The 26,107-nt window shown below is 59.8% G+C and carries 26 protein-coding genes, 2 tRNA genes and 2 pseudogenes; 10 read left to right on the forward strand and 20 right to left on the reverse strand.

What is annotated here, in order from left to right; genetic code table 11:
- The first annotated feature begins 76 nt into the window (after positions 1-76).
- Positions 77-322, forward strand: a complete 246-nt coding sequence (locus LRP59_RS06625; RefSeq protein ID WP_002513739.1) for an acyl carrier protein — start codon at positions 77-79, stop codon at positions 320-322.
- Between the two features lie 73 nt (positions 323-395).
- Positions 396-1,667 carry a beta-ketoacyl synthase gene (locus tag LRP59_RS06630; protein ID WP_002513740.1) on the forward strand — a complete coding sequence of 424 codons (1,272 nt, stop codon included), beginning with the start codon at positions 396-398 and terminating at the stop codon, positions 1,665-1,667.
- An 83-nt stretch (positions 1,668-1,750) separates the two neighbouring features.
- On the opposite strand, the gene LRP59_RS06635 is transcribed toward LRP59_RS06630, so the two are convergent.
- The 6 genes from LRP59_RS06635 to LRP59_RS06660 all read right to left on the reverse strand — a co-directional run bounded on the left by LRP59_RS06635 (position 1,751) and on the right by LRP59_RS06660 (position 7,250).
- Positions 1,751-2,248, reverse strand: coding sequence for a DUF3145 family protein (locus LRP59_RS06635; RefSeq protein ID WP_002513741.1), 498 nt, complete (start codon positions 2,246-2,248; stop codon positions 1,751-1,753).
- A gap of 77 nt (positions 2,249-2,325) precedes the next feature.
- Complete coding sequence (locus LRP59_RS06640) at positions 2,326-3,042, reverse strand: YggS family pyridoxal phosphate-dependent enzyme (RefSeq protein ID WP_002513742.1); 717 nt, start codon at positions 3,040-3,042, stop codon at positions 2,326-2,328.
- Positions 3,043-3,090: 48 nt separating this feature from the next.
- A complete protein-coding gene (locus tag LRP59_RS06645) occupies positions 3,091-4,053 on the reverse strand; it encodes a VWA domain-containing protein (RefSeq protein ID WP_002533090.1) in 963 nt (320 codons plus the stop codon).
- Complete coding sequence (locus LRP59_RS06650; RefSeq protein WP_002513744.1) at positions 4,044-5,012, reverse strand: VWA domain-containing protein; 969 nt, start codon at positions 5,010-5,012, stop codon at positions 4,044-4,046. The genes LRP59_RS06645 and LRP59_RS06650 overlap by 10 nt, the downstream gene beginning before the upstream one ends.
- Positions 5,009-6,013 (reverse strand): DUF58 domain-containing protein, encoded by a 1,005-nt coding sequence (locus tag LRP59_RS06655; RefSeq protein WP_002533091.1) that lies wholly within the window; start codon positions 6,011-6,013, stop codon positions 5,009-5,011. The genes LRP59_RS06650 and LRP59_RS06655 overlap by 4 nt, the downstream gene beginning before the upstream one ends.
- A gap of 49 nt (positions 6,014-6,062) precedes the next feature.
- Positions 6,063-7,250, reverse strand: coding sequence for a MoxR family ATPase (locus LRP59_RS06660; protein ID WP_148378329.1), 1,188 nt, complete (start codon positions 7,248-7,250; stop codon positions 6,063-6,065).
- Between the two features lie 82 nt (positions 7,251-7,332).
- On the opposite strand from LRP59_RS06660, the gene LRP59_RS06665 reads away from it, so the two are divergent.
- Positions 7,333-8,265 (forward strand): hypothetical protein, encoded by a 933-nt coding sequence (locus LRP59_RS06665; protein ID WP_002533650.1) that lies wholly within the window; start codon positions 7,333-7,335, stop codon positions 8,263-8,265.
- Entirely contained in the window at positions 8,265-9,062 is a 798-nt protein-coding gene (locus LRP59_RS06670) for an HAD hydrolase family protein (protein ID WP_002513749.1), read from the forward strand. Before LRP59_RS06665 ends, LRP59_RS06670 begins: the two co-directional genes overlap by 1 nt.
- Before the next feature lie 77 nt (positions 9,063-9,139).
- Here the strand turns inward: LRP59_RS06670 and LRP59_RS06675 are convergent.
- The 3 genes and pseudogenes from LRP59_RS06675 to LRP59_RS06680 form a co-directional block, all read right to left on the reverse strand.
- Positions 9,140-9,324: pseudogene (locus LRP59_RS06675) on the reverse strand (hypothetical protein).
- A gap of 404 nt (positions 9,325-9,728) precedes the next feature.
- Positions 9,729-9,860, reverse strand: coding sequence for a hypothetical protein (locus LRP59_RS12010; protein ID WP_014604471.1), 132 nt, complete (start codon positions 9,858-9,860; stop codon positions 9,729-9,731).
- Between the two features lie 349 nt (positions 9,861-10,209).
- A tRNA-Ile gene (locus tag LRP59_RS06680) sits at positions 10,210-10,283 on the reverse strand.
- A gap of 220 nt (positions 10,284-10,503) precedes the next feature.
- Here LRP59_RS06680 and LRP59_RS12230 point away from each other — a divergent pair.
- Together LRP59_RS12230 and LRP59_RS06685 are read left to right on the forward strand one after the other, a co-directional pair.
- Positions 10,504-10,574, forward strand: a pseudogene (locus tag LRP59_RS12230) (cell division protein FtsA); the annotation flags it as partial.
- Between the two features lie 211 nt (positions 10,575-10,785).
- Positions 10,786-10,989 carry a hypothetical protein gene (locus tag LRP59_RS06685; RefSeq protein WP_023269138.1) on the forward strand — a complete coding sequence of 68 codons (204 nt, stop codon included), beginning with the start codon at positions 10,786-10,788 and terminating at the stop codon, positions 10,987-10,989.
- 12 nt (positions 10,990-11,001) lie between these two features.
- Here the strand turns inward: LRP59_RS06685 and LRP59_RS06690 are convergent, their stop codons facing one another.
- The 5 genes from LRP59_RS06690 to pdxS all read right to left on the reverse strand — a co-directional run bounded on the left by LRP59_RS06690 (position 11,002) and on the right by pdxS (position 15,930).
- Positions 11,002-12,363 (reverse strand): APC family permease, encoded by a 1,362-nt coding sequence (locus tag LRP59_RS06690; protein ID WP_002513751.1) that lies wholly within the window; start codon positions 12,361-12,363, stop codon positions 11,002-11,004.
- Positions 12,360-13,064 (reverse strand): dethiobiotin synthase, encoded by a 705-nt coding sequence (bioD, locus tag LRP59_RS06695; RefSeq protein WP_002513752.1) that lies wholly within the window; start codon positions 13,062-13,064, stop codon positions 12,360-12,362. The genes LRP59_RS06690 and bioD overlap by 4 nt, the downstream gene beginning before the upstream one ends.
- Positions 13,061-14,413 (reverse strand): adenosylmethionine--8-amino-7-oxononanoate transaminase, encoded by a 1,353-nt coding sequence (gene bioA, locus LRP59_RS06700; RefSeq protein ID WP_148378326.1) that lies wholly within the window; start codon positions 14,411-14,413, stop codon positions 13,061-13,063. Before bioA ends, bioD begins: the two co-directional genes overlap by 4 nt.
- Before the next feature lie 70 nt (positions 14,414-14,483).
- On the reverse strand, positions 14,484-15,131 hold the full coding sequence (gene pdxT, locus LRP59_RS06705) for a pyridoxal 5'-phosphate synthase glutaminase subunit PdxT (protein WP_002533096.1): 648 nt from the start codon (positions 15,129-15,131) through the stop codon (positions 14,484-14,486).
- Positions 15,091-15,930, reverse strand: a complete 840-nt coding sequence (gene pdxS, locus LRP59_RS06710; protein ID WP_002521734.1) for a pyridoxal 5'-phosphate synthase lyase subunit PdxS — start codon at positions 15,928-15,930, stop codon at positions 15,091-15,093. The genes pdxT and pdxS overlap by 41 nt, the downstream gene beginning before the upstream one ends.
- A gap of 149 nt (positions 15,931-16,079) precedes the next feature.
- On the opposite strand from pdxS, the gene LRP59_RS06720 reads away from it, so the two are divergent.
- On the forward strand, positions 16,080-17,492 hold the full coding sequence (locus tag LRP59_RS06720; RefSeq protein WP_002513756.1) for a PLP-dependent aminotransferase family protein: 1,413 nt from the start codon (positions 16,080-16,082) through the stop codon (positions 17,490-17,492).
- 61 nt (positions 17,493-17,553) lie between these two features.
- On the opposite strand, the gene cysK is transcribed toward LRP59_RS06720, so the two are convergent.
- Positions 17,554-18,489, reverse strand: coding sequence for a cysteine synthase A (gene cysK, locus LRP59_RS06725; protein ID WP_002513757.1), 936 nt, complete (start codon positions 18,487-18,489; stop codon positions 17,554-17,556).
- A gap of 263 nt (positions 18,490-18,752) precedes the next feature.
- Here cysK and LRP59_RS06730 point away from each other — a divergent pair, with 263 nt between their 5' ends.
- Positions 18,753-18,989, forward strand: a complete 237-nt coding sequence (locus LRP59_RS06730) for a kinetochore protein (protein ID WP_074025721.1) — start codon at positions 18,753-18,755, stop codon at positions 18,987-18,989.
- A 46-nt stretch (positions 18,990-19,035) separates the two neighbouring features.
- Here LRP59_RS06730 and otsB read toward each other — a convergent pair whose 3' ends face one another.
- Positions 19,036-19,929 (reverse strand): trehalose-phosphatase, encoded by an 894-nt coding sequence (gene otsB, locus LRP59_RS06735; protein ID WP_148378322.1) that lies wholly within the window; start codon positions 19,927-19,929, stop codon positions 19,036-19,038.
- Positions 19,930-20,053: 124 nt separating this feature from the next.
- On the opposite strand from otsB, the gene LRP59_RS06740 reads away from it, so the two are divergent.
- Entirely contained in the window at positions 20,054-21,457 is a 1,404-nt protein-coding gene (locus LRP59_RS06740) for a trehalose-6-phosphate synthase (RefSeq protein ID WP_002513760.1), read from the forward strand.
- 41 nt (positions 21,458-21,498) lie between these two features.
- Positions 21,499-22,479 (forward strand): MsnO8 family LLM class oxidoreductase, encoded by a 981-nt coding sequence (locus LRP59_RS06745; RefSeq protein WP_002513761.1) that lies wholly within the window; start codon positions 21,499-21,501, stop codon positions 22,477-22,479.
- A 142-nt stretch (positions 22,480-22,621) separates the two neighbouring features.
- Here LRP59_RS06745 and LRP59_RS06750 read toward each other — a convergent pair.
- From LRP59_RS06750 to dnaG, 4 genes are all read right to left on the reverse strand, one after another.
- Positions 22,622-22,694: transfer RNA gene (locus tag LRP59_RS06750), tRNA-Asn, on the reverse strand.
- A gap of 106 nt (positions 22,695-22,800) precedes the next feature.
- A complete protein-coding gene (locus tag LRP59_RS06755; RefSeq protein WP_002521738.1) occupies positions 22,801-23,316 on the reverse strand; it encodes a hypothetical protein in 516 nt (171 codons plus the stop codon).
- Positions 23,317-23,320: 4 nt separating this feature from the next.
- Complete coding sequence (locus LRP59_RS06760) at positions 23,321-24,133, reverse strand: sigma-70 family RNA polymerase sigma factor (RefSeq protein WP_002513763.1); 813 nt, start codon at positions 24,131-24,133, stop codon at positions 23,321-23,323.
- Between the two features lie 86 nt (positions 24,134-24,219).
- Positions 24,220-26,091: a DNA primase gene (dnaG, locus tag LRP59_RS06765; RefSeq protein ID WP_002521739.1), complete on the reverse strand. Its 1,872-nt coding sequence runs from the start codon at positions 26,089-26,091 to the stop codon at positions 24,220-24,222.
- Positions 26,092-26,107 lie beyond the last annotated feature (16 nt).

Genomic DNA, 26,107 nt, shown 5'->3' on the forward strand with positions numbered 1-26,107 from the left:
CGTTCATCACGAGGAAAACACCCACAGACTTCGGGCGCACAGCCCGAGGATAACGACAAGAAGAGGAACAATCATCATGGCTGACAAAGACCAGATCCTTGCCGACATGGCTGACATCGTCAATGACATCACTGGTGTCGACCAGTCCGAGGTCACCCTTGAGAAGTCCTTCGTTGACGACCTCGACGTCGACTCGCTGTCCATGGTCGAGATCATCTACGCCTGCGACGAGAAATTCGGCGTTGAGATCCCTGACGAAGAGTCCAAGAACATCAAGACCGTTGGCGACGCCGTCAACTACATCATCGAGCACCAGGGCTGACTTCCACGGCGTCCGGGGCTCGCCGGCCCCGGACTGCGGCCCACATAACCCATCCACCGATACTGGAGAACTCATGAGCGACGTCGTCATCACTGGTTTCGGGACCACCACACCGTTGGGACCCGATGCCCCCACCACCTGGCAGGGGCTGCTGGAAGGGCGAAACGGGGTACACACCCTCGACTTCGACTGGATTGACGACGTTCCCGTCAAATTCGCCGCACCGGCAGTCGATGATCCAACCAACCACCTGCCCCGTCCCCAGGCCCGCCGTCTAGACCGCTCAAGCCAGCTGGCCCTTGTCGCTGCCAAGGAGGCCTGGGCCGACGCCGGCCTGGAGCTTCCCGAAGCCGACGACAATTCCGGTTCCAACGGCATCGACCCCGAACGCTTGGTGGTGTGCTGTGCTACCGGTATTGGTGGCCTGCACTCGTTGCTCGGTCAGTGGGACGTTCAGAAGGACAAGGGCTTCAAACGGGTTAGTCCCTTTACCGTCCCGATGCTGATGGCCAATGCACCGGCGGCCAATATTGGCTTGATGGTGCATGCCAAGGCCGGCGTCCATACCCCCGTTTCGGCTTGCGCTTCATCTTCCGAAGCAATCTCGCTCGGCCTGGATCAGCTTCATCTGGGGCGAGCCGATATTGCCGTCGTCGGCGGCGCCGAGGCCATCATCCATCCGTTGCCGGTGGCTGCTTTCGCCCAAATGAAAGCCCTGTCGACTCGCAACGACGATCCTGAGCACGCCTCACGTCCATGGGACGTTGATCGTGACGGCTTCGTCATCGGCGAGGGAGCGGCGATCATGGTCATTGAGACACTCGAGCATGCTCAAGCCCGCGGGGCAAAGATCTACGGCACTCTTGCCGGATCCGGTATTTCGGCTGATTCGCACGATATCGTTCAGCCAGATCCCACTGGTTCCGGCCAGGCATCCGCGATGCACAAGGCTCTTGCATCCGCCGGGCTATCCCCCTCCGACGTCAACCACGTCAACGCCCACGCCACCTCGACCCCACTCGGTGACACTGCGGAGGCCCACTCCATCGCCGCGGTCCTAGGGAAAGCCACTGACCAGGTGCTTATCAACGGCACCAAGTCGATGACGGGACACCTGTTGGGCGGAGCTGGGGCTTTGGAATCCTTCGCAGCGGTGATGGCCCTACTGAAGCGCCAGGTGCCTGGCACCATCAACGTCGAACACCTCGAAGAGGGCTTGGAAGTCAACGTCGTCACCGAGACGACCGACCTACCCGACGGTGATCTAGCTGCTCTTAATAACTCTTTCGGGTTCGGGGGACACAACGTCACCTTGGCGTTCACTAACGCCAACGCCACTCGCTGACATCCATGGGATGAGGAGGCTGGTCATCGTGATCAGCCCCCTCATGGTTCCTTGTCCTTGGACTCCCGACCGAGCATCCCCTGTTACCCGGCAGACAGCCACGGCACCTGCAGCGACGGGTCACAGGCTCGATACGGTTCCAGCTCAACGTCCCACGGCTCGCCCAGCAAGTCGCAAATCTCATCATCGAGACGTAGCCCAGTGCGACGTGCAGCGGCAATCGCCGAACGTAACCTCATCTCATCAACGAGAACCGAGCCGGCCTCATCGATGGGCGCGGAAAAAATACCCAGATCGGGAGTGACGCTCCAGCGATGCGGGGCAGCCCCTGTTTCGACGGTCAGTTCGACCCGCACCCGCTGCCAGGCGGCGAGCGTGGAAATGAACGTGCGGGCATCAACGACGTCACCACGCCACGCCGATTCTGCTCTCCAAGTCCCCGGCTCTACTGGTTGGCTGGTCCACCGCAGCGGCGCGGGCATGGCAAATGCGGCATCGGCTGCCCATTCAATATGGCTGCGCAATGCCGTCGAAGCCGAGTGAATAAAGAGAGTTCCACTGGCCAGCTGTGTCGTTTCCACGGTCGTCCTCCCGATACCACGTGCCTTCCCCTGCAGTGGTGCGGTACGGACTTAACGATAACGATAGACGACTGAACTTACGGACGCCATGTCCGTACTGGATCGCGAGTGCCGAAGATGTCAGTGCCGATACGTACCTGGGTGGAACCATGAGCAATGGCGATCTCCAGATCCCCTGACATTCCCATAGACAATTCGGACCAGTCGCTAGTATCGCCCGCCTCCTGGCGCAGCTTCTCTTGAGTTGCAACAACGAGGTCAAAACAGTCGGCCACGGCCCGCTGGTCAGAACTATTGAGGGCCACCGTCATGAGGCCGCGCACATCGAGAGAATCAAAGGCGGCCAGTTCACGGGCGAAGTCGACAGCTTCCTCGGGAGCGATCCCAGATTTTTGGGGCTCAGCCGAGGAATTCATCTGGACCAATACCCGTAGCTGACGTCCTTCCTTTTGTAACCTCTTGTCGAGTTCATGGGCAATCTTGAGCGAATCGAGAGCTTGAAACTCAGTGGCGAAGCGGGCCACGTATTTGGCCTTGTTGGTCTGCAAGCCGCCGATGATGGACCATTCCAACCCAGGATGATCGTCATCCATGAGTTCAGATTTCGCGAGTGCATCTTGCACCTTGTTTTCGCCGAAAAGCCGGTAGCCAGCCCGATACGCCTCATCGACCATGCTGGGAGGCTTGGTTTTGGAGACTGGTAGCAACGACACCTCACCGGGATTTCGATCACAAGCTCGGCAGGCATCATCAATGCGGGTACGCACCGCCGCTAAGTTGTCAGCCACACTCATGGGAAACTCCTTACAAGACGCCAATGAATCTACTCTGGAGGCAAGGGATTAGGGCCAACGGGCGCATAAACTGATGACAGAGGCCACCGTCAGCACCACGAGAGCTAAGGCGACGCCAACGTACTTGTCAGTCACTTCCCCAAAAACCTTCTCATACCCCACCGATTGGGCGATGGACTTATAGACGTCTGACAACTGACCTAAGGACTCTGCGGAGAACTTCTCGCCTCCGGAGGCCTTCGCTATCGCCGCCAACTCATAGTGGTTAACAGGGACAGGCTGACGCTGGCCACCTTCGACGACATACCCGCCCGCGGTGCCGTAAGCGATGGTGTACACCGGCACATGCTGACGTCCGGCCTCCTTGGCTGCTTCAAGAGAAGGACGGCCAACATTCGTTGCACCGTCAGAAAGGAGCACGATCGCCGCTGGTGGCTTCTGTCCGGGATGCTTCGGATCGTCCGGAACCAGTTTGAGAGCGTTGAGGGAGGAATAAATCCCCTCGCCGATCGCGGTAGATGGCAGCACCTGGAGGTTCGTGATCGCGGTCGATACCGCAGCACGATCGGTCGTGGGGGGTACCACGACCTGAGCAGATGCTGCGAACTTCACCAAGGAGACATTGAACCGTGGCGGCAAATCCCCCAGGAAATCTTTCGCAGCAGTCTTAGCAGCGGAAAGTCGAGAGGGCTCAACGTCCGTCGCCACCATTGAGCGCGACACGTCAATAGCAACAACGACAGTCGCTCGATCTCTCGGTACCTCGTGGTAGGCCTTTGGCTGGGCGAATGCCAACACCATGATGGCCATCGAGAGTACTGACAACCCCATCGCCAGATGCTGCTTCCACGGCCGCGAGCTAGGCAACAACCGCTTCAACTCATTCCGGCCCTGGTGCGGCTGGCGACGCCACATCACCACTACAAGGTAAACAGCGAGGAAGACTACCGGCACCACGAGCCACCACAGTCGTCCAGGGCGTCCAAAAGCAATCAGGGTCATCATGGCCATCTCACCGCCACTGACAAGGTGGCCAGCCCAGAGACGACGGCAAAGCAGAAGGCGTAGAAAGCCCACGTTGCCGCCACTTCCTTTCTTACCGGCTCGTAACCCACCGACGAGTGCACCTGCTGATAAACCTCCTGGAGCTTGTCCGCCGAGTCGGCGGTCCACGATTTAGCGTGAGTACGGTCGGCGACAGTAGATAAGAGTTTGGTATCGGGTGCAACTCTCTCTCGCTGCCCGTCAAGGTCGACATACCCGGTCTCGGTACCAAAGGCGATGGTGTACACCGAGACTTTGGCCGCGGCAGCTCGGTTGGCCGCCACCAGGGGAGAACCGCCTTGGGTATTATTCCCGTCACTGAGCATGACAATGGCGGCCGGAGCCGGATTTTTAGACCCCCCGGGAGCCATCTTGACGGCTTCAAGAGACTTATCGATGGCGCCACCCAGCGCAGTGCCATCCTGCAGCTCGATTCCGTCAACAGCACGTAACACGGTAGGCCGGTCGGTCGACGGTGGCATCCGAATCTCCGGATGCTCGGAAATGCTCATCACTGCGACATTGAATCCGGTCGGAAGACTATTGATGAAATCCTTGGCCTTGGCCTTGGCCGCGGCGAGACGAGTGGGGGAAACGTCGTCAGCTTTCATCGACAAAGATGAGTCGATGGCAACAACGATAGTGGCGTGGTTGCGCGGCACCTGTTCGATACCCATCGGCCGAGCCCATGCAACAGTGGTAGTTGCCACGCATAGCAAAGCAGCAGCAACGGCGATGTGCCTCTTCCACTGCGGCTGCTTACTCATCACCGCGCCAAGGATGGCGGTATTGGTAAATCTCATCGCCGTGGATCGGCTGCGATGCGACGCCCAGATGTAGAAGACCAGCAGCACCGGGACGAGCAGCAACAGCCAGAGCACCCACGGCGACTTGACCTCAGGTAGGCCGAGAAAGAGCGGCGTCATTTGGTCACCCCCTGAGGCGGCTGATGCAAGATTGCAGCAGTGCGCCGGTATCCGAGGACGAAGCGTGCGATATCGGTAACCCAGTCGGAGTCGGTGCGCAACTGTAGGTGTCCTGCCCCCGCACGTCGGATGGCCGCCGAGATCCGCTCGCGCTGGGCGCGGGAGGCAGCGTTCATCCGCTCGCGGGTGGCCTTGTCAGCGGTATTGACATAGCGGGCGAAAGACGTTTCTGGGTCTCGGACCATGACGTCACCCACGTCGGGAAAGTCCAGCTCAGCAGCGTCAACAACTTCGATGCACAGCACCTGGTTTCGCACCGACAACCGACGTAGGGACCGTTCCCACTCCGGGCGATCATCGGGATTCAGAACATCGTCACCGGGAGAAAGGAAGTCAGAAACGACGACCTTCATACCGCGACGCCTCCCCGAGGCAGCGAGATTTTCGATGCTTTTGGCCAGAGTCACCCGTCCGGGAGCGTTGTCGGCGACGATCGGCTCAGTCAGCATCGAGCGCAGCAGTCCATAAAGGGCTGTTCGCCCGGACCGGGCCGGCAAACGACGCACCGAATCGGGGCGCATAATGACCCCGCCAAACCGGTCCCCCATTCGCTGGGAGAGGAAACCGATGGTCGCAATAGCGGCGATACCCAAGTCACGTTTCGTCATGGACACCGTGCCCCAGTTCATGGAACCGGTCACGTCGAGAAGTGCCCATACCTCGAGTTCACGGTCGGCAATGGTCTCACGTACGTGGGGGACGGTGGTACGGGCTGTAACGGCCCAATCCATCATGCGCACATCGTCTTGACCGGGTTCGTAGGGACGGGCGTCGTTAACGTCGGCTCCAGTCCCGGGCAGCAGACCCAAGTGGTCACCGTGGAGGAATCCCTCCAATCGGCGCACGATCGTGAGTTCCAAGCGACGCAGCGCGGCCTCGGGGGCAAGCTGGTTAAGCGGCAGAGTCGCCCCAGTAGGTGGACTCACCAGCGTCTGCGCCACTGACGGTGGCTGCGGATCGCGAAATGTTGGTCGCGCCATAACGGACGCCTCAGAACTGGGCGGGCGGGGTCGTCGGAGCAGGGTATTGGCCCAGATCGTTAGGGTAATTGTGCTGAGCAGTCTGACGCTGCTCCTCGTTCCACACCGGGGTTGGCGGCGGCACCATGGCGACAACCCTCTCAATAACGTCGGAAGCGGACACATTGTCAGCAATAGCGTCAAAGCTGAGCACCAAGCGGTGAGCCATAACATCAACAGCCACAGCCTGGACGTCGGTCGGAAGGACGTAATCGCGACCGTGGACCAGTGCCAAGGCTCGAGCCGCTGCGACTAGACCGAGGGTAGCTCGAGGGGAGCAACCAACTTGAATGACGTTGGCGAGGTCAGACATCCCGAAATCACCAGGATTACGGGTAGCCAGGACCAGACGCACGACGTACTCGGCGACCAGGTTGTGTACGAAGACGTCGGAGGCCATATCCTGCAGGGCGACGACAGCCTCAGGTGTCAACACTTGCTGAGGCTGGGGAGCCTTGACGCTCATCCGGCGTAAAATCTCAAATTCCTCATTTCCACGTGGGTATGGAACGTCGATCTTGAGCAAGAAGCGGTCGCGCTGAGCCTCGGGAAGCGGGTAGACACCCTCAGATTCCACCGGGTTCTGGGTAGCGATGACGCTAAACGGGTGAGGTGCGGGGAAAGTCTGCCCGGCGATCGATACCTGCCTTTCAGCCATGAGTTCGAGCATGGCCGACTGCACCTTTGCGGGAGCTCGGTTAATTTCATCGGCCAGCACGAAGTTCACGAAGACTGGACCGAGCTCGATATCGAAAGTTTCCTTCGATGCCGAGTAGATGCGGGTGCCGACGATGTCGGAAGGAACGAGGTCCGGGGTGAACTGGACGCGTGCGAAACTGCCGCCCAAAACGGTCGCAAAGGAGCGTACGGCAAGGGTCTTAGCAACGCCTGGAACACCCTCAAGGAGGATGTGGCCCTTGGCAAGCACCCCGACCATGAGCTGCTCGACCATGCGCTCCTGGCCAACGATGACCCGTTGTACTTGCCCGATGGCTTGACCGATGAGACGAGCTGCCTCGTCGTTCGACATCGGGGCATCCTGGTTCCCCTTACCGATGTCCTGACCATCCGAGTAGTGCTGGGTGCTCACTGACGTCTCCTGCCTGGCTTGCGCAAGACCCGCGACGGGCCCGCACTCACGATACCGTGACAGTGCCACAGCCCAAGAACGGCGAAGAACCAGTGCAAGCAAGCACCCGTCGTTCGCGGGTCGTGGCCCAAATGTGGTGAGATGATAGACGATGTCGAGTAATCCATGGCCTCCTGAGGCACTACCCTTGCAACCGTCTGACCCGCCGCGGGTCGACGAGTTTTGGCTCGACGCCCGTCTCCTAACGATGCCATCAGGCACAGTGTTTTCCGCCCATGATGACGACGGTCAGGGTGTCCTCGTTATTGTGTTATCTCATGGCGCTGCCAGTGATCCCGCCTCATGGGACCGGCTTGCAGGGGAGGTCAACCATCTCCATTCCGACACTGTTATTGCCCGCGGTGGCGCCGGACAGAACACAGGTCGCCTCAGTGGGTTGTACCGCCCCGGTACTGGTCCCGAAAACGGTGGTCCGTCGTTGGCCCCGTGGGTCGCCCTGGTCAATGATGGCTCACGTGCTGCAGTGGCAGAGGCACGCCGGATCCTCGACGCCGTCGACATGTCGGCTCTGTCGGGAACCCCGGTAGCTGGCCCACGTTTCCGTTTGCACTGGATCGACGACACCGCCGCGGGCCGGGTTCGTACGTGGCCGTTGCCATGGCCGGGTCGTCGCGACAAGGCTGGTTCATCAACCACCGTGATCGCCTGGTTACTGACCCTCTTCATCGCCTTGACAGGTCTGCTCATCGCAGTGTTGCTCTTCCAAAATGTGCCGCCATCTCCCCCGCCTCCCCCAGTTCCGACGTCTGCATCGTCGAATCGTTCGGCACACAGCTCCTCAAGTCCCACCCCAAGTCAGAGTTCGGGGCAGAGCGCATCGCCGTCTCACAGCAGCAAATCGCCGAGTCCCTCAAAGGGGCAGACTCCCTCACCGACCAGTACGTCCCCCTCGACAGGTCGTAGCGGGTCTCCTACGCCGTCGAATAATCCGTCGACGTCACCATCGCGCACCCCATCAATGCAGTCACCAGGTGCAGGTACCGGAACCTCGTCAGGTACCCCGACTGGACGAGGAAGGCTGTAATGATTGCGCTCATTGCCACTGATTTGGACGGCACTTTCCTAGGCGCCGACAAGCTGCCCAGTGCCGAAAACACCGAGGCTATGTTCGCTGCTGCAGATGCCGGCGTACACGTCGTCTTCGCCACCGGACGTCCTTACCGCTGGCTGACCGTCCTCGACCCATTCCGCCCGATCCACCCAACACTGTTGGCTTCCAACGGAGCGGTGAGCGTCGATGCCGCTACCGGAAAGGTTCTGCACGACCTATACATGACCCCGCAGACGGTCACCGGCATTGTCTGTGACGTCCGCCAAGCACTCCCGCACGCACTGTTTTGTACCGAGGAGGCCACCCAGTGGTTCTCCGAAGAAGGGTTCGACCGCTGGCAGATCAGCGGCCCGCCGGACGGCGAGGGCCAGATCGAGAGTTTCTTGGGAGACGATCACCGCATCGTCAAGCTGCTAGTGCGAACCTTTGGCTTTCCCAGCGACGAGTTATTCCAGATCGTCAAACCCATCGTCGGGGACCGTGGCACAGTAACATTTTCCGCAACAATGACGGATGGTCTGGTAGAGATCGCCGGACGGGGGATCTCCAAGGGTTCAGCGTTGAAGCAGGTCTGCGATGATCTAGGCATCGATCCGGCCGACGCTGCCGCCTTCGGCGACATGCCAAACGACCTCACGATGCTGGAAACGGTCGGACACCCCTACATCGTGTCAGGGGCTCACCCGGTACTGCGCGACCGTGGATTCGCCATCATCGGCAACCACGACGAGTCGGCAGTGGGACGGAAAGTACGGGCTTTACTGGGTTGAGTCGCGCGTCAACCCCAGACCCGCCTCACCGTCCTCCCCGGTCGTCATTACCCCCACCGACGAGGCTAGCGGTCGCCTTAACTTTGTCCGGAGGGCAGGGTGTTGAAGACGACCTGGAAGGCAACCGGATCGTAGGTAAACCCGAGGCGGTCATCCCGCCATCACTGGGCTCACCGCGGAAGGTAGATCCTGCAAGCTGCTGTGGCAACGACTCGACGTTGTGCCTGTCTGCACAGCGGGCTCAGGCTGCCGGGACGGTCAAGACCAGCCAACGTGGCTAGACCGTAAGACACTCGTGCGTGTGTTCGACGGGACGAGGCCAATATTTATTGACATAATAAGCCAGAAATGCGGCAGTAGAACGAATATCACCGGCGATGGCGGCCCATTCTCGAGGTGGGTCTGGAATGTTGTGATTAAGGGTGAATAGGAACAGGCCAGCCAATTTAAGCTGGGGCGCGTAATACGACCATGTTGCGAACGCATCCTCGCAGGTGTCGATGAGAGTAACAGGGCAAGTGACTAGGGCAGGCCTACACGTAACGTCGTTAACGCCTTTAAGATTGGCCCCCGCATGCGAGTGCGAGTACTGTGAGGCCACGAGCCAGGTGTAGAATTGTGGTCCTGTGCCATTAAACGGCACACCATCGGGACTATGCGGAGCGGCTACGTCGCCGGGGTGATCGGGAGTGATTCCCGAGTAGCCCACGAGGTACTGGCCACCATGGTCATCGGTAGCGCAGTCGCGGCAGCCGCGACGACAGCGAGGACCAACCTGCGTAGCTTGGTAGATCTCATGAATGCCACTCCTTATCGATCAATAACCTGGCTCCTATGCCAAGGTGACAATCACGCTACTGGGATAATGGTGCACTTCAGTCCACCATTACCAAAACGACCAATCGTGCAGCCCCTGCAGCATCTCAACGCACAGTTCCCCGCTTGACGGCAGGCCCATATACGTCATTTACCTGATACCTGAGCATCCGATTGAATGATTCCTTTCATCATGTGAATGAACGACCACCTACAGCACGTTCATTCCGGGCTCGACGGACGATGTCACACCTCGACGCCACGGAACCCATAACCGCAGTGGCGGGTGCTAACCAGGGACTACCCGGGTAAATTGCAGGATCGTATGAAGTGGGGCGTGCGGGGCTCGAACCCGCGACCCAGGGATTATGAGTCCCCTGCTCTGACCGGCTGAGCTAACGCCCCGAGACAAGTAGCTACCTTACCGGGTAAAACGTCCGCGAGCACCTTGCGTTGCTGACCCTGGCGTCTGACCACCGAACGGCCCCGGTAGTTGACAGCCTCGCGGTAGCACTTCTGGGTGACGTCGTGGTGGCTGGAAGCCTCAAGCATGGCCATCCTCGTTATCGTGATGATGTTTGCCTTTGTTCGCCCCCATCGTGGCCTGCCAGAAGCCACCATTGCAGTGACCGGTATGCCTGATCGGGGGGCTATCAGCTGGACGGAAGTTGGCCATCAGATCGCGACTATGGAGCCCCATCGCCCACCTGGCCAATACTGCCTCCCTGCTACTGCCAGTCTCCAATCTCACCAACTTGCTGACGGTAGCGGCGATGACCAAAACTCACCTTCGAACGATTTCACCGCCATCACGGCTATACCCTGGCTACTGTCAATCAACAACCTACCCGCAGTATTGGTACTGATCCCCTTCGTTTTCTCTGCGGGTTGGGTGGCAGTTTTGACCATGCTTATCGGAGTCAATATCGGGCCGAACCTCAGCTGTGCTGGATTATTGGCGACTTTGTTATGGCGTCGCATCATCGGAGCACATGACCGGCCGGCCCGGCAGGTTTACTCGCCTCGGCGTACTCACGGTCCACGCAAACATCCTCGTCTCGGTATGCACGATATGAGCAATGAGCGGGTTTCGGAATGGGACTGCGGTTAAACTGAGGTGTCGTCAAGATGCCCCTGTGCCCACGTGATGCGAATGACGCACCCGGGCAATAACTGCACCGATGATTCCCGCCGCAAGCCAACTCAGACCCACAATGCGGGTCATCTCCTCAGTCTTTGCCAAAGCAACCAGGAGGGTAAGCACACCAAGAATCGGGACAATGAGGTGACGCACCCAGTTGTGTGACCTTTCTTTGACGATGCACTGGACGATGACGTCAGCATGCAACAAGACATAACTAGACAGGGCCCCGAACGTCACCAGAGTCGTCATAGTCTCAACGTGGGAGTCAAAGGTGATAGCCAGGATCGCGGTAACGGTCGCTACGACGACGATGGCCACCCACGGGACGCCTTTGGAGTTGGTATGCGAGAGCACCGGAGGCATGACCTTGTCACGAGCCATTGCGAAGATCAGCCGGGCCGTCGAGGAATGCGCGACCACAAGACAGGCAAAGATAGCGACAAAGGCGTTGACGACAGTGAAGACCGGAATAAACCATGCTGGGCAGACGGTGTCGACGGCGTGATAAAAGGCCCGGTCTGTCGCCCCACCGGGGGCGAAATGAGTGACATCGGAAACCAATCCGGCAGCCATCACCTGAATCCCGAACAAGACGGCGAGCAGACCAACCAGGGACAGGGTGGCTATGCCGACGGCACGGCCCCCATCACGGGCTTCCTCGTTCAGGGTGGCAACGGCGTCAAACCCCAGGTAACTCAGCGCCGCAATAGAGACGGCGGAAGCTACCGAAGTCCATGATGTTCCCGAACGCCACAACGCGTGCCAGCTCCAGACAACGCCTCCGCCAGCCAACCCAAGTCCGACGCACACCAGGAAGAAGGCGATCGTTGCGAGCTGGATGGTCAACAGCACGATGCCCACCCGTGTCGTGACAGTCATGCCCTGCAAATTGAGTGCCATAGAAGCGAACACAAAAGCAAGGGAGAAAATCCCCATGGGGACGCTGGGCCAAATGTGGGCCAGTGCGACCGCCGAGAGCACCGTGAGCAGTGCGGGCATAAGGATGTAGTCGAGCAGGATGAGCCATCCGGCTATGAATCCTGGGGTACGTCCCAAAGAGAAACGGGTGTACCCGTAAACCGATCCCGCTACCGGAAAGCGCAATGCCATCTCGCGGTAGCTGATAGCTGATAGCCCCATAACGGCTGCTGCTACCAGGTATACCAACACCGGCACGCCTCCGGAACGGTTAACCACCAGCCCAAAGACGGCCACCGGGGCCATCGGGACGAAGAAGAGCAGCCCATAGACCAATAACGAGCCAAAGGGTAGCTGCCGGTTGAGGCTGGGCTGGTAGCCCAGGTCCTCCAACTGGGAGTCAGGGGCGAGGGTTGTGCTCACTGAATCTCTCCAAGGTTCCGGGCCGTCTGCTGGACGGCTTCGGGGTCTTGACCTATGCCAGCGGGAATGACTCCGACCAACGGAGCTCCGGCGGCATCCTCGATTTCTTCGAGGTTGCACCTCTCGGCAAGGTCGGGCCGGTCCGGCCACGAGCCGATAACGATAGCGTCGACCTGATGCCCCCGATCGCGGATGGCATGACAAGTCAGACCAGTGTGGTTGAGGGTACCGAGCACTGAGCGAGTGACGACGATGACGTGGGGCTCGTGCCCACGCCGGGTAAGAGCATCCATGAGGTCAAGGACTCCAGACCCGTCATTGTCCAAACCAACGAGAACGCCGCCTGCTCCTTCGACGAGAGTGGCGTCATGGCCGTCGGAGTCGACGAGAATGCGGGTTGCGACTTCCTCGATCGAGGGAATGGTCATACCAGCTCGGGCAGCCGACGTGGTCGGGGCCAGCGGTTCGGGGCACCGCACATACTCCAGCACGTTGTCGGCGTCAATGCTGGCGAGCCATCCAGCGTCGTGAACGTCGCCAGGCTCATCGTGATCCAGACCGGTCTGGTACGGCTTGATGATGGTGACATCTTTGCCAGATTGCTTGAGTGCTGAGGCGATGACCGCAGTAGTGACTGTCTTGCCGACGTCGGTGTCAGTTCCGGTAACGATGACAATTCCGTTGAGATCGGTAATGTTCATGATTCCTTCCGATAATCGGTATTGTCCTGGGCAGCATCAAGTTGATCTATGACAACGGCACGCATCCCAGCGGCCATGGCCTCCAGATCATCGTTGGTACAGATATAGGGCGGCATGGCGTAGACGAGATCACGGAAGGGTCGAAGCCACACCCCGTTCTCGACGGCAGTGCGAGTCGCCCTTCGCATGGCAATCGGGGTGTCGACCTGGACCGCGGCGATAGCTCCGAAGACGCGGACATCGATGACCCCGGGCACATTGCGCAGTGACGCTAGCTCCCTGGACATCACATCGGCGATGCGGGTGACGTCGTCGTTCCACTGCCCCTGGGAGATGATCGCTAGGCTCGCTGCAGTGACGGCACTGGCCAAAGGGTTTCCCATGAAAGTGGGGCCGTGCATAAGGGATCCGCCTGGGCCTCGGCTGACCTCACTGGCCAGCTCGTCGGAACACAGCACGGCCGACTGGGTCAGATATCCGCCAGTCATGGATTTCCCAACCACCATGATGTCAGGAACGATATCGGCCCACTCGCATGCGAAAAGTTTGCCAGTCCGCCCAAATCCAGTAGCGACCTCGTCGGCGATAAGAACTAGGTCAAGCTCGTCAGCACGACGGCGCAGGTGCTTCAGACAGGACGGAGACCACGGCCACATGCCTCCGGCTCCTTGCAAGATAGGCTCGACGATGATCCCGGCCAGGTCGTCGCGGTGGGCGTCCAGGATTTCATCGGCCTCGCTGCACCACGTCTCCACGTCGGCCCCGTCGGCGGCGAAGGAAGGAGGGCGCGGCAGGAAGATCTGCTGGGGAATAGAGTCGCTGAACATGGCGTGCATGCCACCGATAGGGTCGCACACGCTCATAGCACCGAGAGTGTCACCGTGATAGGCGCCTCGCAGAGCGGCAACGCGTGTCCTCGTCAAAGTGCCGCCGCGCGCTGCGGTGCGAGCGATTTGCACCTGACGAACCAATTTGAGACTCACCTCGACGCCGACAGACCCGGAATCAGCCAGGAAGATCCGGTCGAGGGGCCCCGGGGCCAGGCGCACTAGGGATATGACGGCGTCAACCGCGGCCTTATGGGTGAGTCCGCCAAACATGACGTGACTGAACTGGGAGCTTTGACGGTTGAGGGCCTCGTCGAGGACCGGGTTTCGGTAACCGTGAATCTGGCACCACCACGAGGCCATCGCATCGATGACCTCGTGGCGGTGTTCCCCATCATGCAGCTGCAGCCAGACTCCGTTGGCAGCCGTCACTGCAAGCATTGGGTCTGCCCCGATCGTCGGGGCGTAGGGGTGCCAGACATGACGTCGGTCATATTCGAGAAGCTGCTGTTCAGGACTCACAGCGAGGAATGCTAGCCGTCGCCCTTGAACAGTGTTCAGGAGGGGTCGTCATGAGCCCTTGCGGTAACTGTCAGACCTCCTCAGACACCTGGCGCAACCAGGTGCGGTGTACCCGGTCGTCGTCAGTCTCTTCAGGGTGGAATGACAGGGCGAGGACGTTTCTCTGCCTCACGCCGACGATGGCCCCGCTTGCGTTGCCTGCCTCGTCAGGCAGCTGAGCAATGACCTCGACGCCGGGTCCCACCCGGGTAACGACGGGAGCCCGGATGAAGGTAGCCGAGACCCCATCCCCAACCCCGTCGATGTCGAGGGTCCCCTCAAAGGAATCCAACTGGGACCCGAAGGCGTTGCGACGCACAGTAACGTCGAGCAAGCTGAGGGTGTGTTGGCCTTTTGCCGCGTCCTCCAGATCAGCAGCTAGCACGACGAGCCCGGCACAGGTGGCCAGCACCGGAAGGCCTCTGCGCACGGCATCTTTAAGCGGTTCCGCCAAGCTGAACGACCTCATGAGCTTGTCGATCACGGTCGACTCTCCGCCTGGTAAGACAATCCCGTCGAGACCCTGAAGATCAGCGCTCCGACGAACCCGACGGGTATTGGCCCCAAGCGACTCGAGAACCTCCATGTGCTCGGCGAACCCGCCCTGCAGGGCTACCACCCCGACAAGCGGGGCCATCTCACCAACCTCGCTCAGCCAGACGGTGCGGGGCTGGTACATCAGCGACATTGATGCCGACCATGGCCTCGCCCAAACCACGGGAAACCTCGGCAATTGTGTCGGGATCGTCGTAGGCGGTCGTTGCCTTGACGATAGCCGCGGCTCGAGCTGCCGGGTTACCGGACTTGAAGATGCCCGAACCCACGAAGACGCCCTGGGCGCCCATCTGCATAACCAGGGCGGCATCGGCGGGCGTGGCCACTCCCCCAGCGACAAAAAGCACCACCGGCAGCTCTCCTGTGCGAGCTACCTCGGCAACGAGGTCGTAAGGAGCCTGCAGCTCTTTGGCCGCAACATAGAGCTCGTCGGGAGACATGCTGCTCAACCGCGCCATTTCGGCACGGATGGTACGCAGGTGACGGACGGCCTCGGAAACATCTCCGGTGCCCGCCTCTCCCTTAGATCGGATCATCGCAGCGCCCTCGGTGATGCGGCGCAGAGCCTCGCCCAGGTTCGTCGCCCCACACACGAAGGGGACGCCAAAGGCCCACTTATCGATGTGATTGGCGTAGTCAGCCGGGCTAAGCACTTCCGACTCATCGATAAAGTCCACCTTGAGGGACTCGAGCACTTGGGCCTCGACGAAGTGGCCGATCCTGGCTTTGGCCATGACAGGGATGGAGACAGCCTCGATGATGCCCTCGATAAGGTCGGGGTCGCTCATCCTTGCCACGCCACCCTGAGCTCGGATATCGGCAGGGACTCTTTCTAGGGCCATAACGGCACAAGCTCCGGCATTCTCGGCGATCTTCGCCTGCTCGGGGGTGACGACGTCCATGATGACGCCACCTTTGAGCATGTCGGCCAGTCCACGCTTGACTCGTGTCGTTCCAGTGCTATTCGTTGCAGGGATGTGTTCACTCATGGACCCCATGAAATCCACGATTGTGGTTCATGACAAGATCCATATATGACCACTTTCGTTAGACCACTTTTCGGTCCACCGTCATGAGACCAGACCTCGTCGTCGACCTGCCGCTACATCTGCCTGACGATCCGCGTCCGTTACCGGTCCGGATCTGCGAAGAAGTGCGTGGACTCATTATGGACGGCGTACTCGCTCCCGGGGATCACCTACCAAGCACCCGAGTCCTGTCAGCACAACTCAGGGTGTCACGGGGGACCGTCGTCGCCTCCTACGAACAGCTTGAAGCGGAGGGCTATCTCGTGGCCGCCGCCGGCTCAGGGACCCAGATCAATCCCGACCTGCGTGGCGTTCATCGTCGCTCTGCCACCACGGCATCGGTCCCCCGACCTCAACGCCATCGGGGAATCGACCTCACCCCTGGAGTCCCGGACACCGCTGGACTGGCGAACTCGGCATGGCGCTCGGCTTGGCATCGAAGTTGCGTCAACCCGTCCCGTATCACCGACCCGCTGGGTTCACCGCACCTGCGCCACGAGATTGCCGAACATCTGCGTCAGATGCGCAGCTTACTGGCCGATCCGCGTCAGGTCGTCGTCACTGGAGGCGCCCGAGCAGGGCTGGCAGAGCTCATCCAGGTGCTGTGTGATGGGTCCCGCCGCCTGACGATCGGTGTGGAAAGCCCGGGATACCCCAGCCTGAGGAGGGTACCGACGGCCCTCGGACATCGGATCGCTGGGCTGACGACCGACGACCAAGGTCTGGACCCTGCCAGCCTCCCCACCGGACGTGATAGGAAGCGCCTAGACGCTGTGCTCATCACCCCAAGCCACCAGTACCCGTGGGGCGGGTCACTGTCAGCAAGCCGCCGAGCAGCCGTCATCGAGTGGGCGGAGATGGCCTCATGCTGGATTGTTGAAGACGACTTCGATTCTGAACTGCGTCATGTAGGCGTGCCTCTGCCAGCCCTGGCCTCTCTAGACGAAGAGCACACCATCCTGTTAGGAACCTTCTCCTCCGTGCTCACCCCAGCGCTCGGGTGTGGCTATCTTGTCGTACCTGCCGCTCTCGTCCATTCGTTCGCTCGGCAGCGTCGAGCTACCGGCCAACCCGTTCCAGCCATTGTCCAAGAAGCCGTGGCGGATTACCTCTCCACTGGGGCGCTGCGCCGGCGCACCCAACGAATGCGTCAGGTCTACCGACGTCGACGCCGCACCGTCATCGACACCTTGGGATCGTTACCGGGGACAACCCTGCAACCGATCGACGGCGGGCTGCACGCTGTCCTGGTATTTGATGGGTCCGAGGATGACGTCGTCCAGCGATGTCGGCAGGAGGGAGTCGGCGTCACACCATTGTCAGCATACTGGGGATCTAGCGACGCCGGAGTGGCAGGGATCGTCCTCGGTTTCGGCAGCCACAACGACGCGACCCTTGCTTCCGCGCTGAAGATCATCGCCGGTGTCGTAACCGCGCATGGCCGCACATCGTCGTAACAGGGTCATGCGGTAGCCGGCACCCCAAACGATGCCGGTCAGATACCCAACGAATGTGTCCTCAATCGAGGAGGCTGTCGAAGAGAGCGGTCGACAGGTAGCGCTCACCGGTGTCAGCGATAACGACGACGATCGTCTTTCCAGCGAACTCTGGACGGGTGACTACCTGACCGGCAGCTTGCAGGGCCCCGCCACCGGAGATACCCGTGATAATGCCCTCTTCTGCGGCAGCGCGACGGGCGAAGGCGATGGCCTCATCACCGGGAACCAGCAGGATCTCGTCAACGACGGACTTGTCGAGGTTATCCGGGACAAAGCCCGGGCCCCAGCCCTGGATCTTGTGCGGGGCCTTGTCACCCTTAGTAATGACGGGGGACTCGGCGGGCTCGGCACCGAAGATCTTGATCTCGGGATCCTTCTCCTTGAGGTACTTGCCAGCGCCAGAGATGGTGCCGCCGGTACCGATACCGGCGACGATGGCGTCGACCTCGCCCTCGGTATCGTTCCAGATCTCCTCACCAGTGCGATCATGGTGGATCGCGGGATTAGCGGGGTTGTCGAACTGGCTGGCCAGGATGGCACCGGGGGTGTTCTCGACGATCTCGGCAGCCTTGCTGTTGGCTCCTGGCACGCCGTCAGCGCCTGGGGTGAGCACCAGCTCGGCACCCAGCAGACGGATGATGGCGCGGCGCTCCTTCGACATTGTCTCGGGCATCGTGATGATGACCTTGTAGCCGCGAGCCGCGCCAACCAGAGCCAGACCGACACCTGTATTACCGGACGTGGCTTCAACAATCGTGCCTCCCGGATTGAGCTGGCCGGAAGCCTCAGCCGCGTCAATGATCGACTTAGCGATACGGTCCTTGACGCTCGAGGCCGGGTTGTAGAACTCGAGCTTGGCCAATACGGTGGCCTGGGAGTCCGGGAACAGTTTGTTGATCTTGACCAGCGGGGTATTGCCGATGAGCTCGGTAATGTCGTTAGCGATCTTCGCCATGGTGATAAGTCCTTTCGATTGACTATCTGGTGATTGAAATTGCTGGTGTGCGTAGGTGTGGGGTCATGTCTTTTCGGCGGTAATTTCCCAGCCGGCATCACCTCTTTCCAACAAGATGGCCGGTAAGGGTCATGGCGAATTCCATTCACAACGTTTCGACGACTCCAACACAGGGGTCACCTTGACTACGAATTCACCGAATGTCATGGATCATGATGCGCACCTCTCAGGCACGAAAGCGATATGCATCCACGGAGCCGCTCATGCTCGTCATGCTGTCTAAATCAGCAACAACACCAACACAAACACATCTTCATGGCGGAGGTCATAACCGATTGACCGGCACGATTACTCCAGACACGGTGTGTGCTCACCATTCCACCTTTCCGCCAATTAGCCACGACCATCGACCGAACCGCAACATTTATCGGCTTTCGAGCTACCCCGTGCGGCGTCAGTCATCAATGGCGTCAGAAAGCATGCAAGCACAGCTGCCCTGACCTTTCAAGAAAATGCCGGATTTGTCTTATATTACGAGATTACATATCATATTTCGACACAGGCGCGATCTGCGAGGTCTCTCAGAAAGGCTGAGATCCCCTCGGTCTGATCACAGATGACATCGGCGTAGTCAGCCATTAATGGCTGCTCTCCGGAAAAACTGACCACGCGGGCACCAGGGTGCCCCGCATTGATCCACTCGGCTACCACTTCGAGAGCAGGGACATCACCCAAATCATCACCGCACATGATAAGAATCTGCGGCTCGACCTCGTCAATGAGCTCGCGCAAGGCCTGAGCCTTCGTCGTGGCGGCCGATTTCACCTCGATGATATTGCGCCCATCTTCACAGTGCAGGTCCAGGTCGGTGGCGATCTCACGCACCCTCGGCACGGCGGTAGCCAGGGCATGAGTCGGGTCGGAGGCTCGCCGGGTGTGCAGTGCGACGGCGCGCCCTTTGTCCTCGATCCAACAACCCTTATCTCGCGGATCCTCCCGGCCGAGCTCCTCCGCAAGCTCTTCAAGACGCCTCTTGGCAAGGCGCACCGCTTCGGGAACTTCCGGATCTCGGACGGCACCAGAAGCAGCGTCGTACCGCTCCACTCCGTACTGTCCGAGTACCACCAAGTGCTCCAAGCCTGGTTGCTGGTCGACGGCCGTCATACGTCGCACTGCCGCAACTTCTCGTCCGGTGACGATGGCCATCGCGGCTAACTTGCCGTCCATGCGGGACATCGCCTCCCGGGACCCCTGTGCCATCATCGAGAAAGCGGGGTCGTCAACGATGGGAGCCAAGGTCCCATCAAAGTCCAATGCGAGCACAACGGTGGCCGGAGCAGTCGCCACAGCGTCCAGGATTCCCCTCCCGGCATCGGTCAAAGCGGTCCACGACTTATCGGCTGGTACAGGACGGTCCGTCATGAGGCAATCGTCACACATACCAGACTCATGGTGGGTCCGAGCCGCCAAATAGCAAAGAACAACCTCGAATGGGAACCAACGGTTGGTAGCGTGAAAGTGGCCTTGCTGCACAGCATGACCGCCATGAGAGGTGTGATCAAAGATGTCGGAGACCGTCCAGGACAAGGTCGACTTCCTTGTCATTGCAAACCGCTTACCCGTAGACCGCAAGGTCGACGACGACGGCAGCGTGAGTTGGAAGTCCTCCCCCGGCGGCCTCGTCACCGCTTTGGAGCCTGTCATGCAACACAAGGGCGGCGCATGGATCGGATGGCATGGCGCGCCTGACGAAGTCGTCAAACCCTTCCACCATGACGGTTATGACATCCACCCGGTACCACTGAGCGCCCAGGAGGTCGAGGAGTACTACGAGGGGTTCTCTAACGCGACCCTGTGGCCGCTGTACCACGACTGCATTGTCGAACCGGTCTTCCACCGTGAGTGGTGGGACGCATTCCAGAACGTCAACACGAGGTTTGCCGAGCAAGCTGCTGAACAGGCTGCAGAGGGCGCCACCGTGTGGGTGCAGGATTACCAGCTCAACCTCGTACCGAAGTACCTGCGTGAGATGCGACCAGATCTGCGCATTGGATTCTTCCTTCACATTCCGTTCCCGCCGATTGAGCTTTACAGCCGTCTGCCGTGGCGCGAAGAGCTCGTCGAGGGCTTGCTGGGAGCTGACCTCATCGGGTTCCAGACTCCCGGAGCTGCTGCCAATTTCCAGCGGTTGGCAAGGCACCGCCCGGGGGTCACTGCCGCTCGTGGTCGCGCTCATACCCCGGATGGCCGCACCGTCGTCATCCGTGACTTCCCGATCTCGATCGACTCACGTGGTTTCCATGAACTGGCCACCTCAGAGAAAGTCAAGGCCGAAGCTGCCAAGCTTCGCGAGGACCTAGGTCACCCAGGGACGATCATCTTCGGCGTCGACCGTCTCGACTACACCAAGGGTCTTCGTCAACGTATCCGTGCCGTCGGAGAGCTGTTCAAAGAGGGCAAGCTCGATCCCCACGAGGTCGTCTTCCTACAGCTAGCCACCCCGTCACGGGAACGCGTCGAGGAATACAAGATCCTGCGCGACGACATCAACCTGCTCGTCGGCCAGATCAATTCGAAGGTCGGGTCGATCGCCAACCGCGCGCTGGTCTACCGCAATGAGTCAGTTCCGCGTGAAGTGCTAGCAGCGATGTACCAGATGGCTGATCTTATGCTCGTCACCCCGGTACGTGACGGCATGAACCTGGTCGCCAAGGAGTACATTGCCTGCCGCTCGAACGACGACTCCGCGCTGGTACTTTCCGAGTTCGCTGGTGCGGCCCGTGAGCTCAAGCAGGCCTACATGGTGAACCCGTATGACATTGACGGTATGAAGGCCACCATCATGAAAGCGCTCACGGACTCCCCCAAGATCAAAGCCCGCAAGATGCGTTCCATGCGTCGTCAAGTCTTCGACAAGACGATCGATGTCTGGGCAGACGACTTCCTCACCGAGCTAGAAGGCCAGTGAGGGCACATAGCTGTACCACTGGATGAGAAAGGACGAGACCGTTGAAACTGAGCGCCTTGGAGCAAATTCCGCTGTTTGTCGGACATGACGTCACCCAAACCCTTGACGAGACCGTCACCTTGGCACAAAAACTTGAGGAAATCGGTTTCCATCGGTTTTGGCTGGCCGAGCACCACAACATCGATCACTTCCTGTCGAGTGCACCAGATCTGCTCATGGCGCGCATTGCGACGGCAACGCAGTCGATCCGGCTTGGGTCTGGTGGGGTGATGGCCATGCACTACGGGTCGCTGCAAATAGCGGAACGGTTTTCGACCCTCACAGCGCTCTTCGGTGATCGTATCGACATGGGGCTGGGCCGGGCTCCCGGCGGTGACATGCTCTCCGCCCATGCTCTCAATCAGGGGCAGGTCATCCGCCCTGAGGCCATTAATTCCCTCATCGCCGAAACGGTAGGGTTCGTGCGCGAAATGCTACCGTCGAAGCATCCGTACGCAAAGGTCGTCGTGACCCCGGCAGGTCAGATCCAGCCACAGACGTGGCTGCTGGGATCGTCGGGCCAGTCAGCAGCGTGGGCTGGTGAGCAGGGTATGGACTACGCCTACGCCCAGTTTTTCACCGGGCGCCAGGACACCGGGATCATGGATCACTACCGCGCGCACCTGTCCGACGGCTTCCCCGGCAGGACCCTCTCGGCAGTGTGTGTATCGGCTGCTCCGACGCGTCCGGAGGCCTTGGAGCAGTCGCTCATGGCGGCGAACTTCCGGGTGAGTCTGGGGACGGGGCGGCCGGTAACCTTTGTCACGGCCTCTCAGATGGACGCAGAGACCCGTTCGCTGCTGACGAGCTACGTCCTATCGAACGAGGACACGATTTTCGTTGGGGATTACGACGAGGTGGCCGACAAACTCACCGCCTTTCAGGATGCTCACCACGTCGACGAGTTGATGCTCATCAGTTACATCGACAACGTGCAGACCAAAGTGGAGCAGTACCGTCAGCTCGCAAAGCGGCTAATCTGACCGTGGGAGTGTCAGGGGCGCGGTCCATCGATTGTAGTCGCATCGAGGAGTGTTTGGCCCTATCTGGCTGACACGCGGTATCGAGTTATTAGCTCTCAGGCCACTGCCCGACTTAATTTCAGCGGGAAATCACTTCAAAAAGCTCCCCCGACTGGACTCGAACCAGTAACCCTCTGATTAACAGTCAGATGCTCTGCCAATTGAGCTACAGGGGATCAGCGCCCTAGCGCGAGATGAAACACTAGCAGCATCGCTCGTACGAAAACAAATCACGCCATGTGCACAGCCCTGAGCCCCCTCATACCACTGCACCGCATCACGTCATCCCCACTCGTTCTTCAGGGAATCAGTTGCCTCCATAACTGCCTGACGCGTCTCAGGATCGTTGAAGTCAGCCGAGTCTCTTGCCACCGCCGTCCAGGTAATGGCTCCATCGGCATCGGCCAGGCATCCAGCCGGAATACGGCCCGCAATGAGGACATTCCCACCGTGCACAGGCACTGTTCTCGTCGCTGCAATGGACTCGGTAATCTTGGCTCGGAACACTTCGGGGATCTTGCCCGGTTTGCTCAATACCACTGAAGCGCCGGACCCATCCAGGAACTCCCAGCTGAGAGTCGACGTTTCACCATTCCACCTGCCGCGAACGATCTCGTGCCACGCCACCGCCGAGTCAACCTCGTCGGTGAGCACGACCAATCCCTCGGTCACGGCGATAACGATAGCCCCGTCGCCCCACCCGTGAGCGAGCACCTTGACGTCGTTAAACCCGAGAACCGCTCGCAGTCGGGCCATCTCGTCAGCACTTGGTCCCTTCATCCACCACATGCCCTCCATCCTGTCACGCAGCCACGACCTGCTGCAGATGACGCCTCAGCCGTCCGAGAGCTCGCTGCTCGATGCGTCTGACGTTCGACGCCGATAGTCCTAACTCATGGGCAACTGCAGTGATCGTCATAGGCTCACCTTCAAAACCGTGCCTCAGCTCCACGATGCGTCTCTCCTGACCTGTCAGCAGGCCAATGAGCCCAGACTCGGGATCGTCGCAACTTTTCTGAACAACAGCCACCTGCTCGAAAAAACTGGTTTCTACCTCCCAACGTTCGACCCTCCTCTTCTCCACCCACATAACGTCCTTGCCCATCTGCGCCGCAATCGCATCGCTACTGGGCACACTGTGCCAGCGTGCCGTCAGTTCCTCTTCGATACGAGCAACCTCTGCCGCCTCTCGCATCACTGACCGCGATCTGGCCCCGCTTAATCGGACAACCTCTTCACCGATGCGACGACGAATCCACGTCCAGGCAACGGTAGAAAACCGTGCTCCGCGACGTACGTCGTACCTCTCGATAGCCTCTCCCAATCCGACGCAGCCGGCTTGGATGAGGTCCTCGACGCTGCACCGGTAGGACACAGCCGCCTGACGAGCATGGGTCAAAACGATCGCCAACATTTGACGCCACAGCGTTTGTCTGGCGCCCACTCCGTCGTCGGAGATCCTACGCAGCTCTGCCTCACTGACCGGGACTGCTGCCAGGAAGCGCCCAGCGAGAATAGCATCGGCAATGGCACCAGCATCGAGCCTGCGAAACAGATCGCGCTCCTCCGCAGGATCCAAGATTCCGACGCCGTCGATGAAATCCGTGTATCTCATGGTCCGACAATGACGCGCATTGGACCATGATGGAACCTCTCATAGACAATCTGTGGACACAGAAAAAGTTGTCCACAGATGCCACGTCAGGCTGAGGCAGCTCCGCCCGCCACAATAAGACTCTTGCGTAGCGCCTCAAGGGTTACCAGATCAGAGAACATGGCGTTGTAGAGCTTGCGGTCCTGGTTCGGGTTCGTGCGTTGCAGGCGCGATTTCAGGTTGGCGATATCGTCGGTAATTGACAATAGCCGCACCCGAGCCGCGTACGCCTCTGCGTAATCCCGGTCAGGCTCTTCGCGCAACACCGGCTCCACCAACAAGGCCACTTCAAGTTGCTTCACTTGCGGATCCGGGGTCGCCTCACTAACTTTCTCCGTCCATCTGTCCTGGCCACGCGGCACAGCCAGCACAGCCTCGAACACGGCTTGGTAGGCCGGATGGCGCAAATCCTCGACCTCGACCTGGTCCCATTCTTCGTTAAAGAGGTCGGGATGTTGCAGAGCAAGTTTGAGGAATCCTCTTTCCGCTGACAAGGAAACATCAGCCGGATCCGGCCACGGAATCCCCGAACCTTGCTCCGATTTAGGAGGGGGAACGATGGTCAACTGCGGCTCAGAACGATGCTGCCTTCGGGCACGCGAGACCTCTCGACGTACCAGGTCAACATCAGTACCTACCACTTGGGAGAGTTCACGCAGATAGCCGTCCACTAAGGACTGGTCGCGAATGCTGGTAACTAGAGGGGCTGCTGCCCTAATAGCGGCAACACGGCCGTCCGCACGGTCAAGGTCGAACTGGTTAACGGTGTTCTCCATGACATAGCGATACAGCGGGATTCGACGTGCTACGAGCTCTCGAACGGCTTCTGGTCCGCGTTGCATGAGTAGGTCGCACGGATCTAGCCCAGTGGGCTCGACGGCGACGTAGGTCTGAGAGGAGAACTGGTTATCGCCACGAAACACCTTGAGGGCTGCCTTCTGGCCGGCAGCGTCACCGTCAAAAGTGAAGATGACCTCTCCGTTGAGAGATCCGCTGTTACCCATGAGGCGCTGAATGAGCCGAGCATGGTCATCGCCAAAAGCAGTGCCACAGGCCGCGACGGCAGTATCTATGCCGGACAGGTGCGCTGCCATGACGTCGGTGTACCCCTCGACGATGACGGCCTGGCTCTTCTTGCCGATGTTGGCCCGGGCCAGGTCCAGTCCGTACAGGACATGTGATTTTTTGTAGACCGGAGTTTCGGGGGTATTGACGTACTTGGCGGGCAGACGGTCATCGTCGTAGACCCGTCTAGCACCGAAGCCGAGCACGGACTTGCCAGAGTCTTTGATCGGCCACAACACTCGTCCCTGGAAAAAGTCCCATCCTTGGGAGCGCACCAGACCTGACTCAATGAGGACTTTGGGAGCAAAGCCCTTCGCCATCAGGTGGTCGCGCAGCACGTGGCCATCGCGCGGTGCGTAACCCATCCCGAACTGCACGGCAGCATCGGGGGAAAAACCTCTTCCAGCGACAAATTCCCGAGCGATACGACCCTCATCGGTCGACATCTGGGACTGGAAGAACTCCGCTGCTGCCTCATTGGCGGCGAGGATCTGCATCCGCAGGCCTGGCTCAAGGCCAGGACGACCATCGTCGATGATGCGTAGCTGGACGCCAACCTTGTCGGCAAGACGCTGAACAGCCTCGACGAAGGTGAGGTTGTCGATCTTCTGAACGAAAGAGATCGTGTCGCCACCCTCACCGCAGCCGAAACAGTAGAACAGGCCGCGCGAGGGTGTCACTTGGAAGCTGGGGGTCTTCTCGTCATGAAAGGGACATAGGCCTTTCAGAGAGTCGCCGCCGGCATGGCGCAAGGTGACGTACTCACCAACGACTTCGTCGATCCGGGCCCGTTCCCGAACCAGGGCGATGTCCTCCTCGTTGATCCGGCCAGCCATACCTACGATCCTACCCATGTGTGGCCGGAGCACC

The sequence above is a fragment of the Cutibacterium sp. 37298 genome, from assembly GCF_023838685.1.
GTDB classification, from domain to species: Bacteria; Actinomycetota; Actinomycetes; order Propionibacteriales; family Propionibacteriaceae; genus Cutibacterium; species Cutibacterium acnes.